A 14,622-nucleotide genomic window follows, 5' to 3' on the forward strand; every position below is an offset into this window, starting at 1 on the left:
TTCGCCCCTCCAACGCGAGGTCGGTCAAACCGCCTGGTCACTCCAACAAGCCGCGCACATCGGCGACGGTGATCTTCCCGGAGAACGCGGAGCCGTCGTCGATGAGCGCGTCGAACAGTTCGCGTTTGCGGTTCTGCAGGTCGACGACCTTCTCTTCGACGGTGCCGGTGGACACCATCCGGTAGACGGTGACGGCGCGCCGCTGGCCGATGCGGTGGGCGCGGTCGACGGCCTGCGCCTCGGCTGCCGGATTCCACCACGGGTCGGTCATGAAGCAGTAGTCGGCTGCCGTCAGGTTGAGGCCGAATCCGCCGGCTTTCAGACTGATCAGGAACGCGCCCGTGTCGCCTGCCATGAACTGCTCGATCTGTTCGGCGCGTTTGGTTGCCGACATGGCGCCGTCCAGGTAGCTGTACTCGATGCCGTCCCGCTCGAATCGGGCGGCGACGAGTTTCAGGAACCCAGTGAAGCTGGAGAAGATCAACGCGCTGTGGCCTTCGGCGGTCAGGATCGGAATCTGTTCGGCCAGGTATGCGATCTTCGTCGACTCCAGAGCCGCATGCTGTCCGTCGACGAGGCCCGGGTGCAGGCTGAGCTGACGGAGCTGCGTGAGAGCACGCAGAATCCTGATCTGGTTGCCCTCCCAGTCGTCGAGGAGGCCGAGCATCTTTTGGCGTTCGCGTGCGAGGAACCGATCGTAGACCTTGCGGTGTTCAGCGTCGAGGTCGAGGGGAAGCAACTGTTCCTGTTTTGCGGGCAGATCTGCGAGGACTTGACTCTTTGTGCGGCGCAACATGATCGGACGGAGACGACGCCGTAGGACGGCGAGACGTTCGGGCTCTTCGCCCTTCTCGATGGGGTCGGCGAAGTGTTCTTTGAATGTTTTCGGCGAATTGTAGAGTCCCGGCGCGACGATCGACACCAGCGACCACAACTCCATCACCCGGTTCTCCAACGGAGTACCGGTGATCGCGAGCTTGAAGCGGACGGGTAGACGTCGCGCCGCCTGGTGAGTCTTCGACGTGTGGTTCTTCACGAACTGCGCTTCGTCGAGCACCATCCCCGACCAGGTGAGCTCCGCGAACGCGCTGTAGTCGATCCGCAGCAGCGCATACGAGGTGACGACGATCTGTGCGTCGCCGACCTGTTCGGTGAGGGGGACACCCGCGCGCCTCTCCGTGGACGCGACGGTCGCGACCTGCATACCGGGCACGAATCGGCGGACCTCGGCTGCCCAGTTGCCGACGACCGATGTCGGCGCGACTACCAGGAAGCGCGCACCGGGGTCGTCGTCGATGATGTGCTGGAAGAGAGCGAGTGTCTGCAATGTCTTGCCGAGGCCCATGTCGTCGGCGAGGATGCCGCCGAGTTCGTTGTCCCACAGGAAGGTGAGCCAGTCGAGGCCGTCACGCTGGTAGCCGCGAAGCTCCGCGTTCAGACCGGCAGGCGGCGTGACCGGGGCGGGTGGTCTCGCCGTCGCGAGGGCGGTGAGGCGCGCCTTCCATTGTGCGAGTTGTTCGTCGACCACCCCGAGTTCGAGTAGTTCCTCCCACAGGGTGACGTTCAGCGTCGTCGACGAGACGCTGTCGCCGGCGAGGTCGCCGAGTTCACGTGCTTCGGCGAGACGTTCGCGGAGCGTTGTCAGTTCGGGGGTGTCGAGCGGAAAGTAGGTGCCGTCCGACAGCAGCATGTGGGTCTCACCTCGGGCGAGTGCGGCGATGACGTCGGAGATCGGGATCCGGTGTTCGTCGACGTCGAGGGTGATCGACAGATCGAACCAGTCGGTGGTCGCGTCTCCACTGAACCGCAGGATCGGCGCGTCGTCGGGGCGACGGTAGTCGGGCTGGTCGCCGACGATGTCGACGTGGACCTTCCCGCCCGCGACGAGCTCGGGGAGGACGTCGCCCGTCAGGACGGCTGCCTCGATGGGGTCGAGCGACCACTCGCGTACCAACTGGTCGACGGGTAGGAAACCGAGTGTGTCGGCGACGGTCGGCGCGTCGGACAGCCGTTGCCGAAGGTCGACGAGTGTGGTGGTCTCGTCGCGTCGCGGAGTCTGGTAGATGCGGCGCGTGAGACGTTCGGTCGTCTCGTCGAACCATGCGCGGTACACCTGGGCGACCGACGCCAATTCCGGGCCGAGCGCAGTCCACATCTTGTGTTCGTCGGCGCGCCGCCGGACCCGGCGGGGATTCGTGTGGTCGGTCGCGGCGCCGCGAATCGATTCGCCGTCGGCGATGTACTCGGCTTCCCACCGGGTGGTGGCACCGTGCCCGGTGAAGTCGACGACCAAAACAGGATGCGGGCCGTCGACGTCGCCAGGCGGGAAGACGTCGTCGCCGAACGTGACCGCTCTACCTGCCGACAAGGTGTCGAGTGAGGCTCGGAACTCGTCGACGTCGTCAGCGGGGACGGTGACCTCGGTGCGGCTGGTGAGGAGCATCGCCTCTGACGACGTCAGGTTCGCCAGTGGGCCGAGGCTCAGGTGACGGTCGGCGAGAACAGCGACGCCGTGCGGTCGCGGGGAGCCGATCAGGTGGACGTGTTCGGGGGCGGCGGGTCGGCCACCGACCAGCACTTCGACTCCGACGTTGAGGTGCTTCTGAAACCGACCGACGTGCAGTCCGGTCGTGATCCCGGCGTCGAACGCGACGGTCTGCGGTTGCCCCCAGCCGCCTTTGCCGATGAATTCGATACCGGCGTCGGCGGCTTGGGCGAGGACCGGCCAGATCCGTGCGGGCGCCGACGACACAGGCAGGATGTCCGGCGGAGTGGACCGTTGGGTGCGTGCGGCGAGGATCCCACCGATGTCGACGAGAAGTGCGAGCGCAGTCGGATCGTGGTTGTCGCCGGGACGGCGTGTGGTCAGCAGCGATTTCCACGTGACCCGCGCCGCGACCCATCTGCCGCGTGCCCCGTGCGTCATCGGGCGCGCGTAGACGCGACGGTGTCCGCGCGCATCGAGATCGAGCGAGAACTGGATCGCGAGCGGCAGCTCGGGGCCCGAGTCGGTGCCCGGTCGAGCTGTGGTCGCCGGGGCGGTGATCTCGTCTACGAGGGTTCGCCAGCGGCTCATCTCAAGCGCTCCGGTCGGCGGCCTCGGGGGTTGTGCCGGTGGTGTCGGCTCCGACTTGCTACCGGCGGTCGCCGTCACGATGAGGGCGACGCAGTGTTTGCAGTAAATGCCGACCGGGCACGTGCACCGGGTGGTGACTTGCGCGTGCGCGCCGTTGAACACGGCGTCCACCGTGCAGTCGTAGGTTCGCCCGCCGCTGCCTTCGGATCGGCCGGACAATGTGCCCGCGGACCACGAGATCGAGTGCACGAGTCCTGCCTGCGCGTAGCCGCGGCCGCGGGACAGACTTCCCGTGTCAAAGAATGACAGGATCTGTGAGGTCTGTTGCGGGGTCCAGCGAGTGGTTGGCATCGGTGTTAAGCCTATCGACGGAAGCGACCTCGACGGTCAGCGCCCAGGAGGAGGCGGAGCGTGGTCTCGTGGCTGCCGCCCAGATCTCGTCTGGCCGCGCTACGCCTTGTCGATAGCCGCGAGTGCTTCCTTGGCTGCCGCCAGTTCGCGGCTGAGTTCTTCGACGCGGCGTTTGGCTTCTTCGCGGGCCGCGTTCAACACTGACGTGACGGCGTCGCGGGCGGTGGCGTCGCCGAGTTCGCGGACCGCCGCGTCGACCGACTCCGGGGTGACAGAGCGTGATCGCTGTGGCTTCTTCGCTCCACGGGTCAGTGCGACGGACCATTCGTTGTCGGCGTTGCCGTGGATCGTGACGGTAAGCGATTGAGTCGCCTTCTTGGGGGTGCGGGGTCGCGGCTTGGGAGCGGGCGGCACGGTCGCCGGGGCAGCAACTGGAGCGGCAGCCGGAGCCGGAGCCTTCCGCCGGACGGCTTTTTTCGCTGGTTCGGGCTGCGGCGGCGCGGTCTTGGTGATCCGCAGTTCGTCTGCCTCGTAGGGGAGTTCGTCGTCGACGCCGCGCGGACGGACGGTGACGGTCGTGCCCGCGATCGATACGACTTTCGCTGAACTCCCGGCGTCGAGACCGAGGCTGGGTACTCCTTCGCGGAGATAGACCGTGGCTCGTCGCCCTTCGGTCAACGCGGTGGCCAGCTTCGTGAGGTCGTCGGAGGTCAACGATTCGGCCACGGGGGTGGAGCGGCGGCGCGGCGGCATGGGCTGGTCCTTCTCGTCAGTTCCGGTACTGACACCACTTTCTCACACCACTCCGACTCGATCGCACAGGTGTGCGACTCGTGTCGGGGCCTGCGAGTCGGTCACGAACCGCTGTACATCTCCCAGAAGCGTGCGCGGAGTCGGAAGCGGACGCCGTCATCCAAGTCGTATACGCCGAGGGCGTCGGACGCGTCGAGGAGCATCGCCCGATCGATGTCGCGAGGTATTGACGGCTTGTCGCGCTCGAGCGTGAGAATCGTTTCGGGAGTTGCACTTTCGCGGAATGACGACAGAACCCGCGCGACGACGCCGTCGACGATGTCGTCGTTCACCTCGGCTTCGTAGCCGGGCATCACGAGGCCGGTGGAACCGGTGATCGAACTGTAGGCCAGGACCTCGGTCGGTTCACGGCACGGTTCGGGATGGTGTCGCGCGGCCACCGCCACGTCGAGCGGAGTCTTCGTCGCAGGCGGGCCGGGTTTCGGTCCCGGCTTGGGCGCGGCGACCGGGGCGGGTTCGCTTCCGTCGCCTTCGGGTACCGGCGGCTGCTCGATCTTGACGATGGCGTCGTCGATCGTCGCGCCGTCAATCGTGTGGATGTCGTCCGCGGCTCGGATCAGGTGCCTGCTGACCCCGTGGGGTTTGCCGTCGCGGATCGGGACGGCGAGCAGGTTGACGAGGATGCCGTGCACCTGTGACTCTTCGACGGCCTCGGTGAGGTCGTCGTCACCGGAGATGAGAAAGAAGACGTCGGAGGCGTCGTTGCGCGCATGGGTCACAAGATCGAGCCCGATGCGGAGGTCGACGCCCTTCTGTTCGCCGTCCATGCCGAAGCGGCCGAGGCGGAGTTTGACACGGGGGATCTCGCCGATCCGTTCCTGCCGCGCGTCCGGTACTCCGTTGCGGGCAGAGTCGTACCAGTGGACGCGGAGCAGTGGGAGACCGGACTGCTTCTCGGCGGTGCGAACGAGGGACTCGATGAGTTTCAGGTACTCGACATGGATGCCGCTGCGAAGCGACGTCCCGGTCACTCTGGTCGCCGCAGCGGCCAGCAGGTAGCCGGCGTCGATGTATAGAGCACAGGTCGATCGCATGGCGTTCACTGTGTCACGGCCGACGTGTTGAATCAGGGACTTCCGGGGAGTCGCAGATGTCGCCGGTCACGGCGTGCCGTCGCGGGGGAGCACTCGGATTGGGAAGAGTACCGCGCCGAGCGGTTGGACGCGGCTGAGTAGATTCGCGCCCTTTACAGACCTTTCGTGCCCTTTACAGACCTAGCGACTTTGCGACGATCGACCGCATGACTTCGCTGGTCCCGCCGTAGATTCGGCTCACGCGGGCGTCGGCGTAGAGCCGCGAGATCGGATACTCGGACATATAGCCGTAGCCGCCGTGCAACTGCAGGCACTTGTCGACGACACGAGCCTGCATTTCGGTCATCCACAGTTTCAGCGCGGCGGCGTCGGAACCAGTGAGTTCACTCGCGTCATGTGCCTCAAGGGCGTTGTCGAGGAAGGCTTGACCTGCTGCGACGTCCGCAGCACAGTCGGCGAGCACGAACTTCGTGTTCTGGAACGACGAGACGGGTTGACCGAACACGTTCCGCTCGGACGTGTAGTCCCTGGCCAACTCGACGGCGTGCGACGCTGCCGCCCATGCGCCGACGGCGATCGTCAGACGTTCCTGCGGCAGATTGTGCCCGAGATAGCCGAACGCGCTGCCCTCGTCGCCGAGGAGATCAGTGACGGGCACACGTACATCCGAGAAGGACAGCTCGCAGGTGTCTTGGGCTTTGAGGCCCATCTTCTCGAGGATTCGCCCCACTTCGAAGCCCGGACTAGTCGTGTCGACGACGAGGATGCTCAAACCTGTCCTGCGGTTGTCCGGATCGGCAGGGGACGTGCGCGCGACGACGAGTATGCGGTCGGCGTTGTAGCCACCGGTGATGAACGTCTTCGCGCCATTGAGAATGTACTCGTCGCCGTCGCGCCGCGCGGTCGTGCGGATGCCTGCGAGGTCTGAGCCGGTCCCCGGTTCGGTCATCGCGATCGCGGTGACGAGGTCGCCGGCCACGAAGTCCGGCAGCCACCGCTGCTTCTGCTCGTCGTTCGCGTACTTGAGCAAGTACGGCAGGACGAGATCCATGTGGACGCGCAACGGTCCCAGGCTGATGTGCGCCCGAACGGCCTGTTCGGTGACGATCGCGTTGAACTTGTACGACTCGACGCCGGCTCCGCCAAACCGCTCAGGCACCTGGATGCCGATGATGCCGAGCGCGCCCGCCTCCCGATAGAAGTCGCGCGGAGGGTGCCCGGCCGCTTCCCAGTCCGGATAGTGCGGCGTCACCTTCGTCTCGAAGAACTGTCGGACAGTGTCGCGGAATGCTTCGTGCTCATCGCCGAAGATGGTGCGCTTCAAAGGGATTCCTCCCAGTGGTTCTGGATGTCAATAGTAGCGATCCTCGCACGTGCATGACCGAGCACACGGCGAATCACGAGACCCACATAGTACGCAGAGATAGAAAAGATATTCGATAAAACTATTGGATAGGTCACGATAGCAATCTAAAATTAGAACATAAGTTCGATATAGGTCCAGGGAGGGGGAGACGATGTCGGAAAGCGTGTGGTCGAGAGTCGACCTCCGGCCGATCGGGGTCGGTGGGAAGGCCGACGGTGCGGTGGTGCACGCGTTGCATGCTGGTGAAGGCCTACTGATGTTCCTGCGATTCGAGGCCATCTACGCGATGCTGTCCGCTACGGCCGACGAGGCCGACGTGGGGCTGGACGCGGTAGATCGTCGGGTAGTTGACGTGTTCGCCAGCGTCGCTCGCGAGGTGTCGACGGTGTTGTGTGTGGCCGCGTCGACGGCGGACCGCCAAGTCCACCTGGCCGTGGAGGCGGCCGAACGGTTGCCGCAAGTCGCTCGGCTGATGCGGGACGGCGTGATCAGTGTGGCGGCGTTCGGCGACATCGTCCTGCAGGCGACCGGTGTCGCCGATGCCGACCTGATCGCGGCAGTTGATGCCGCGACCTCCGCGGATCTGCGGGAGATGGGTGGCGTATCGCGTACCGACGCGGCGAACGCCGCGCGCCGCTCGGTCGCCGAGCTTGACCCCGACGGGGTGCGCGAACGTCGCCAGATGCGTGGCAAAGGCATCACGGTCTCACACGATGTGGACGGCTCGGATGTGACGATCGCGACGACGCCCAAAGACGCCGCGGTGATCGATGCCTCGGTGAACGCGGTCGCTGACGCGGTGTGTGGGAACGACCCGCGCACGCGTGGGATACGGCGCCACGATGCGGCGGTCGCGCTGTTGACCCACGGTGAGTTCAGATGCGACTGCGGTGACGCCGATTGCGCGGCGACAGCGTCGGATTCGGTGGTGGCGGACCGGTTCGCGAAGGTCGTCGTGCACGTGGTCGCCGACTCGTCCACGCTCGCCGGCGAATCCGAGAAGGCCGGGTGGTTGGACGGATTCGGTGTCCTCGACGCACACCATGTGCGGGAAATCGCGGCACAGTCGGACGCGGTGGTGCGGCCGCTAGACATCGCGGGACTGGCCGACGGCGCCGCGCAGGCCGGGAACTCGTACCGTCCGACCGCGGCGTGCGATACGGCGGTGCGTGCCGTGTTCGGCACGTGCACCGACCCGGGATGTGCTCGGCCGGCATGGCGGTGCGACCTGGACCACCAGGTCGAGTTCAACCACGCCGACCCGGCGGTCGGCGGCGCGACGTGCCCGTGCAACCTGAACCCGAAGTGTCGGTTCCACCATGTCTTGAAGACGTTCGCCGGTAACTGGATCGACGATCAGGTGGTGGACGCGAACGGGGTGATCTGGACTGAGGTGACGACGCCGACCGGCTTCACAATGCGCTCACGCGCCCGAAATCAATGGCTCCTACCGGACTTGGGGCTCGTGCCGTGCCGCCACGGTAACCCGGCGGCACCCGGCGTAATCGACTACGACAGCCAACCGGAACGGACCAGGACCCGTACACAGGCCAAGCACGCGCACCGAATGCGGATACGGTCGCACCGGCGGTACGTGCGGGCATGCGCCGAAGCCGCGCGGCTCGTCACCGTCGCGCACGACGGTGAGCCGCCGTTCTGAGGTCAGCTCTTCTTCGTCCCGGGCAGAATGCCGGCGTCGATGATCTTCTTGACGAACGGGCGGGTGCGGTCGACCAGGTCGGCGAGACCGTCCGGGAACGCGGTGCCCGAGACGGCGTCCGTGCGAGCCTCGATCTCCTGGTAGAGCGCGAAGCCGGCATCCGTCAGGCGAGGGGTGTCTCCCGACGGCTCGATCAGGCCACGAACGGCGAGCCGCTCGACCGCCTCCGACCATTCGTCGTCTGACCATCCGCGAGTCAACTGGAAGAGCTTGCGGCCGAGCACCCGACGACGAGTCGTCGGATCGGGAAGTTCCGACTCGTGGAACACTCCCGCGTCGATCCCGTCGAGGCCGTGCGATACGAGTTCGGCGATGTGATTGTCACCCCGCCACTCACGGACGATCGTCCACGTCCGCCACAGGGCGAGATGTGGTTCGTCGGGGACGGGAGTCGACGCCCATGCCGCCGCCAACGGGCGACCCGAGAAGGGCAACACATCAACGACCGCCTGAAATTCAGGGACCAGCGGAGCGAGCTGCGCGCAGTCGGCGCCCAAGATCGCGAGGAACTGCTCGTCGAGCATCTCGTAGCGGCTCGCGTCGACCGCATCGAGACCGCGGGCATGGGCAGCATCCCACGCCGAAGCGATCAGTGTCGGCGAGAAGTTGTAGAACGTCGCAGCGACCAGCGACGCGGGAGCACCCGCGAGCGGCGCGCCGCGCCCTCCGACGTAGAAGGCGTAACCGTCCAACCCGAGAGCGTCCTGAGCACGCCCGACACCAGGATTGAAGTACGCGATGACGTGTAAGGGTTCCAGACTCTCATAGGCACGGCGGGCGACAGCGGCAGTGGGGTCAAGCGACATGACCTCCACTGTGCCAGTTCACACCGTCTCGCGTGTTCGTCTCGACTCGCGGTACTGCTCGATCGTCAGGCATTGCAACTGCGAATAGCTTCCGCCCCGGTTCTCGACGTAGCCGACCGCCGACACGAACGGCTCGATCGTGTAGATCTTCGTCAATGGGGTGACGATCAACAGTTGCAATCCGAGCTTCGCGAACAGCGAGAGCGCGTAGCGTGCGGAATCGTCCGAACCGCGCCCGAACGCCTCATCGATGACCACGAAACGGAAGTCGCGCGAGCGCGTCGCGCCCCACTTCAGGTCGAACTGGTACGCCAGCGATGCTGCGAGGATCGTGTAGGCGAGCTTCTCCTTCTGCCCGCCCGACTTGCCGTCCGAGTCGGTGTAGTTCTCGTACTCCTCGTCATCGTCGACATGGCGTTCCGACGCGGCGAACGTCACCCAGCTCCGGACATCAGTGACCAACTCGGTCCACCGCCGGTCGACGTCGGCGAAACCCTCCCGGCCGCGGAAACGTTCGACGATCGCCTTCACCAAGAGGAACTTCTCCTCCGAATACTGCTCCTCTTCGGCACCGATCTCCATCTCGCCGTCACTGCACCGACGCAGGTCGGCACGGAACTCCTTGATCTCCTGCGACGTACTCGGGTTCACCTCCAGACGGATGTATCGACCCGGGTTGTACTCGATTCCCGACAGTGACTCGTTGATCGTGTCGATCTTCGACCCGATTAGATGCACTTCCTTGTTGAGCTTTGCCGCGAAGATCGCGATGTCGCGGATCGCATTCGTGTTCAAGTAGTTCTTGAAGTCGCTCTCGAATCGAGGCAGATCGTCGTGCGCCAATCGGCGGTGCAGTTCGCGGTACTCATCCGCCGACGCGATGTCCGGATCGAACTCGGTCGTCAAGATCGGATAATTGCGGTTGAACTCCGACATCCGATTCACCACGCGCGTCGAGAACGTGCCAGCGCGCGAGGTGTGCTGGTCGGCCGCATCCGTCAACGACTCCGTCAACGAAGCCTCCAACTCGGCGCACAAGTCGACGGTCAGATCGACGTCGCCGATCGACACCGTGATGGCGTCGAAATGCGTCGCGGCGTCGGCCGAACCCGGCTCGGCGGACACGAGCCGCGCCGAATCGCGGGTCTGTTCGCCCTGGTTGCGGGTCATCTCCAGCCGGGACACCTTGTCGCGAAGGCCGTCGCGTGTCGCGTCGGCGACCGACAACTGGTCACGCGTCGACGCGACCAGTTCGGTGACCTCAGCCAACTCGTCGGACGAATGCTCCAAGTCGGTCTTGCGGTCCGTCAGCTCGGCGACCCGCGCGGCCGCCGACTCCCAGTCGAGAGCATCGAAACTCGGGTACGCGTCCAGCCCGGTGAGCGCGTTACGGCGATTCATCAGCCGGCGACGCGAATCCTCCAGCTCTTCGATCCCCGAATCGATCCGATTCAGATCGTCCTGCACGCGTTGCCCGGCGGTGAACAGCGCGTTGACCTTCTGCTCGTTGCTCCAGCCGAGGACGTAGTTGCGACGGTCGTCGACGCGTTGCGAATCGTCCTTCTCGTGCCGTCCGCCGCCCGACCGGACCTGGCCTGCGACGGTCACCGCGTAGTCGGCATTCCGGAACTCGTCGAGGGTTTCGGCGCACGCATGTCGGGCCCGTTCGAAGAGCCGACGCTCCACCCAGGCGTAGAACGGCCCGTCCTTGATGTCGAGCTTGTGGACGAGCGCGTTCGCCGGAGGCGTCGGAGCAGTCCTCGATGAGACACTTTCGGGCACTTTGAAATAGACGAGGCGACCGCCGAGGTGGTTGGCGTCGATCCACGCGGAGACCTTGTCGTACCGGTCGGCCGACACCAGAAGGGACAGCCCGAACCCGCGGAGTACGCGTTCGGCCGCACCCTCCCAGCGGCTCTCATCGGGTCGGACACCGATCAACTCGCCGACGAACGGGAGCTCGTCATGCGTCAAGCCGACGCCGGCACAGATCAATTCCCGCATCCGCAGGTTACGTTCGGGGATGTTGCTCGTCCGACCGCGCAGACTCGCGATCTCGCCCGCGACGCGTCGCCCCTCGCCGTCGATCTGACGTCGATCGACGACCAATTCTGTGATGCCGTTGGCGACGTCCGCGATCTCGGCGTCCAGCGCATCGACGGCGTCGGCGACCTCGCTGCGGCGCTGCTCGAATTGGCCGCGCTCGGCGACCGGCGCGAGCCCGGAATCGTCGAGGAGACCCGTGTACCGCTCGTGGGCGGCCGCGCGCTCGTCGCGTTGGCGCTGAGCTTCGACGATCTGAGCCTCCAATGCGGCAATGTCGTTGCCACCCAGGCCGGCCTGTCGAAGTTCCAACTCGCGCAACGCTATCCGCAGGTCGGCAATGTCGCGGTCGACGTCCTCTAACGCGCTTCGAGTGGCGGCGAGGTCACGGTTCGACTCGGCGAGACTAGTTTCGAGGAGATCGCAACGGCGATCCGCGAAGTAGAACCGGAGGGCGCCGCGACGATGCCGCATCTCCGCGGACATCTCGATGTGGCTCGTGTACTTGTCGTAGTCGGCGAGCAAGGGTTCGAGTTCGGTGAGTTGCCGCCGCGCCAGGACGACGGCGTCGTGCGCAGCCGTCAGATCCTCGAAGTGAGCCACCATCGTGTCGACCCACCCGGTGGAGTCGAACGGTTCGAGCATGTGGTCTCGGACGAAGTCGTTGAGGTTGCCGACTGCTTTCATCGACACGGTTTGATGGAACAACTCCATCGCCTGTTCGGACCGCACCGCGAGGCTGCGTCGATAGTCGCGTCCGTACTCGGGGAAGTGCTCGTGAATACGAGTACCGGTGTCTTTCAAACGTTTCCGCAACGCACGGAGGTCGGTGCCGAAGTCAGCGAAGTCGGTCGCGATGTCGAGAGCCCGGTCGGTGACGGTGAAGAACCGCTCCGGCTGCCCGCTGTCGTGGCGCATCGAGAACACCTGCGCGAGGGTGACCGTCTCGTCGTAACCCTTGTTGGCGAACACCCCGAGAATCACCGAATAGTTCGACATGCCGCGCAACGCCACGGGGCGGGACGACCCGGACGCGTCGTTGCGTTCAGACTTGTAGTGGCCAAGCACATACGAGCGAAGATCCCGTTCGCGCGCCTCCGCGCCGGCCGCCTTGTTGTAGGCGATGCGATGGGCAGGCATTAACAGCGTGGTCAGAGCATCCACGAGCGTCGACTTGCCGGAACCGATGTCGCCGGTCAACAACCCGTTCTCGCCCGCGAGATCGAGTGTCCATACTCGTTGGTCGAAGGTTCCCCAGTTGAACACCTGGAATTTCTGCAGCCGGAAGCCCGAGCCCGACGACTCGGTGTTCTCCAGTTCTGTCGCGGCGAACAGCCCCGTCATCGCGTCTCCTCCCGTGCGATATCGGCGTACTCGGCCAGATGAGTATCCAGGTCGGCGAGCCATTGCGCGTCGACGAACGCTTTGATGACGCGGCGAACCTCGTACTCCCCGTCTTGCCCCGGCATTCGGCGCAAGAACCCCAGGTCGGTGACACGACGGATCGCGGTATCGGTCTGATCGACCGTCCGCGCCTCATTCGTCGTCGTCGGATAGAACGGCGTCAACAGTTCGCGCAGCTGGTCGCCGGTCAAGATCAGCCGATTCCCGGCATCCGTCGTGTCGTGTTCGGCGAGCCGCTTACGGAGCAACGCGAGGAGTAGCGACGTGTGCAGCGGCAACTGGTGTCGGGCGACCAGACGTGGAATCCCCACTTCGGCTAGCTCGTCGTCGCTCCGCGAACGCAGGAACGCGTAGCCCTCCGCTTCGTCGATCACCACGGCGAGACCGAGAGTCGCCACATAGTCGCTGACCTGGGCGGGCAACCCGACAACGTGCTGCCACGTGGTCTCCGCCGAATCGCGGTAGACGACGCCCTTCATCAGCGACGTCACCGCCAACGACAGATTCAGCTCGTCGCGGGGGACAGTGCGGCTCATGGTGTCTCCTGGAATGGACTCGCCGACTGGGCGGTGAGCGGGCGTGCAAATATGACGCGGGGTACGCCTGCGGTGCGGTGATCGCCGAACTCGTCCGTCCAACTGACGTACTCGGTGGTGTCCTCGTCGAACATCTTGGTGAAGCTCTCGTCGGCCAACGACAGGTAGGTGATCAACTCGGCCAGTCCCTGCGAGAGCGGAGCCTCCGCGAGCACATCGGCGAGCGTCACCTGATCGTGGCGGCGAAGACGTCGCCGGACCTCATCGACGAGCGGAGCCGGATCGATGTGGATCTGCTCGAACAACGCATCCGAATCACCTTCGGCTTCACCGTATTCGATGTCGTCGCTGTGGACGTCGACGGTCGCGGTCGGACGGTACAGGGGACGTTCCATCGGCAGTACGACCGTCGGGGCGGGGGAGTCCACCTCGTGCACGAAGTCGTCGACCCGCTCCTCCCGCAACACGTACGCCGACGCCTCGATGTTTCGCAGCAGGTCCATGACGCGACGGTTCTCCAACCACGCCTGGTCGTCGAGGAATCGCCGCAACTGCTCGGAAAGCTTGCGGACCGTGTCCTGCGCGCGGGTACCGGCATCGAGCCAGTCATGGTGAATATTGGCCATCCGGCCGTCCGCGACGTCCGAGAACGATTGCGCGTCCCGGACGAGCTCGTCGAGTTCGTCGAGCCGGTCCGCCGACAGCAGCAGGTCGTAGAAGGCTTGGAAGCTGCGACCCTGATCGGAGTCGGCGATCATGCTGCGATTGTTGACGATCTCGTCAAGCAGTTCGCCCTTGGTGCCGCGCCAGGTAGCGATGCGTTCACGCATCTGGCGGTCCAACGCTCGGAAGTTAGCTTCGACCTCGCGGAAGTCCGAGAGCAGGGCGCGCGAGACCTCGCTGAACTGCTGGTAGCGGTCGCGGCGGCGCGTCGCGTCGAGGACGCTCACCTCGCCGCGTTCCACCGCGTCGATCTCCGCGTCGATCTCGGCGCGTCGTCGACGCAACTCCGCCAGCCGGACCTGAGGATCGGTGTTGGTGCCGTACACCATCTGCCGGAGCAGGTCGAAAACCGTGTTCAACCGGGACTCGGTGCCGACGAAGTCACGTTCGCGCAGCGACCCGAGCCACGCGACGGCGCGCTCGACGGCAGGCGTCGCATCGTAGTGCGGCTCGTCGCTGTCGATGACGTAGTACTTGCGGAGCCAACCCGCCGACGGTGACGCCCACTCGTCGAGATACGCCTTCGGCGCCCGCGGATAGGTGTCCGCGCCGAGCCGCTGGTTGAGCGAATACAGCTCGTCGTCGAGCAGACTGATCAGACCCGACTCGGAGATCTCTCGGATGTTGTCGTCGATGAACACCCGACCGAGGAACGACAGCACCAGCGGCGCGTTGTCCGCGCGCAGCAGCCTCCACGCCGCGCTGGACTTCCGCACGGCGACGATCTCGTCGAATTGCACTGAGCCAGGG

9 protein-coding genes are annotated in these 14,622 nt (G+C 65.3%); 1 reads left to right on the forward strand and 8 read right to left on the reverse strand.

Features of this window, described 5'->3' with window-relative positions:
* Nucleotides 1-37: 37 nt before the first annotated feature.
* From MP11Mi_RS13470 to MP11Mi_RS13485, 4 genes are all read right to left on the reverse strand, one after another.
* Nucleotides 38-3,427, reverse strand: a complete 3,390-nt coding sequence (locus tag MP11Mi_RS13470; RefSeq protein WP_420039412.1) for a DEAD/DEAH box helicase — start codon at nucleotides 3,425-3,427, stop codon at nucleotides 38-40.
* A 99-nt stretch (nucleotides 3,428-3,526) separates the two neighbouring features.
* Nucleotides 3,527-4,180 carry a DUF6319 family protein gene (locus MP11Mi_RS13475; protein WP_420039413.1) on the reverse strand — a complete coding sequence of 218 codons (654 nt, stop codon included), beginning with the start codon at nucleotides 4,178-4,180 and terminating at the stop codon, nucleotides 3,527-3,529.
* Between the two features lie 101 nt (nucleotides 4,181-4,281).
* Nucleotides 4,282-5,274, reverse strand: a complete 993-nt coding sequence (locus MP11Mi_RS13480) for an NYN domain-containing protein (RefSeq protein ID WP_420039414.1) — start codon at nucleotides 5,272-5,274, stop codon at nucleotides 4,282-4,284.
* A gap of 172 nt (nucleotides 5,275-5,446) precedes the next feature.
* A complete protein-coding gene (locus tag MP11Mi_RS13485; RefSeq protein ID WP_420039415.1) occupies nucleotides 5,447-6,598 on the reverse strand; it encodes an acyl-CoA dehydrogenase family protein in 1,152 nt (383 codons plus the stop codon).
* Between the two features lie 193 nt (nucleotides 6,599-6,791).
* Here MP11Mi_RS13485 and MP11Mi_RS13490 point away from each other — a divergent pair, with 193 nt between their 5' ends.
* Nucleotides 6,792-8,300: a DUF222 domain-containing protein gene (locus tag MP11Mi_RS13490; RefSeq protein WP_420039416.1), complete on the forward strand. Its 1,509-nt coding sequence runs from the start codon at nucleotides 6,792-6,794 to the stop codon at nucleotides 8,298-8,300.
* 2 nt (nucleotides 8,301-8,302) lie between these two features.
* Here MP11Mi_RS13490 and MP11Mi_RS13495 read toward each other — a convergent pair whose 3' ends face one another.
* From MP11Mi_RS13495 to MP11Mi_RS13510, 4 genes are read right to left on the reverse strand one after another with little or no spacing between them, the layout of a single operon-like run.
* A complete protein-coding gene (locus tag MP11Mi_RS13495) occupies nucleotides 8,303-9,166 on the reverse strand; it encodes an SCO6745 family protein (RefSeq protein ID WP_420039417.1) in 864 nt (287 codons plus the stop codon).
* 18 nt (nucleotides 9,167-9,184) lie between these two features.
* Complete coding sequence (locus MP11Mi_RS13500) at nucleotides 9,185-12,553, reverse strand: ATP-binding protein (protein WP_420039418.1); 3,369 nt, start codon at nucleotides 12,551-12,553, stop codon at nucleotides 9,185-9,187.
* Nucleotides 12,550-13,149, reverse strand: a complete 600-nt coding sequence (locus MP11Mi_RS13505) for a DUF4194 domain-containing protein (RefSeq protein WP_420039419.1) — start codon at nucleotides 13,147-13,149, stop codon at nucleotides 12,550-12,552. The genes MP11Mi_RS13500 and MP11Mi_RS13505 overlap by 4 nt, the downstream gene beginning before the upstream one ends.
* Nucleotides 13,146-14,612: a DUF3375 domain-containing protein gene (locus tag MP11Mi_RS13510; protein ID WP_420039420.1), complete on the reverse strand. Its 1,467-nt coding sequence runs from the start codon at nucleotides 14,610-14,612 to the stop codon at nucleotides 13,146-13,148. The genes MP11Mi_RS13505 and MP11Mi_RS13510 overlap by 4 nt, the downstream gene beginning before the upstream one ends.
* Between the last annotated feature and the right edge of the window lie 10 nt (nucleotides 14,613-14,622).

It is taken from the genome of Gordonia abscondita (genome assembly GCF_032711245.1).
Lineage (GTDB): Bacteria > Actinomycetota > Actinomycetes > Mycobacteriales > Mycobacteriaceae > Gordonia.

Bases quoted from the DNA above. Each gene is read 5' to 3' on its own strand.
- MP11Mi_RS13470 (WP_420039412.1), bottom strand. From the start codon at position 3,427: ATGCCAACCACTCGCTGGACCCCGCAACAGACCTCACAGATCCTGTCA.
- MP11Mi_RS13475 (WP_420039413.1), bottom strand. From the start codon at position 4,180: ATGCCGCCGCGCCGCCGCTCCACCCCCGTGGCCGAATCGTTGACCTCC.
- MP11Mi_RS13480 (WP_420039414.1), bottom strand. From the start codon at position 5,274: ATGCGATCGACCTGTGCTCTATACATCGACGCCGGCTACCTGCTGGCC.
- MP11Mi_RS13490 (WP_420039416.1), top strand. From the start codon at position 6,792: ATGTCGGAAAGCGTGTGGTCGAGAGTCGACCTCCGGCCGATCGGGGTC.
- MP11Mi_RS13495 (WP_420039417.1), bottom strand. From the start codon at position 9,166: ATGTCGCTTGACCCCACTGCCGCTGTCGCCCGCCGTGCCTATGAGAGT.
- MP11Mi_RS13500 (WP_420039418.1), bottom strand. From the start codon at position 12,553: ATGACGGGGCTGTTCGCCGCGACAGAACTGGAGAACACCGAGTCGTCG.
- MP11Mi_RS13505 (WP_420039419.1), bottom strand. From the start codon at position 13,149: ATGAGCCGCACTGTCCCCCGCGACGAGCTGAATCTGTCGTTGGCGGTG.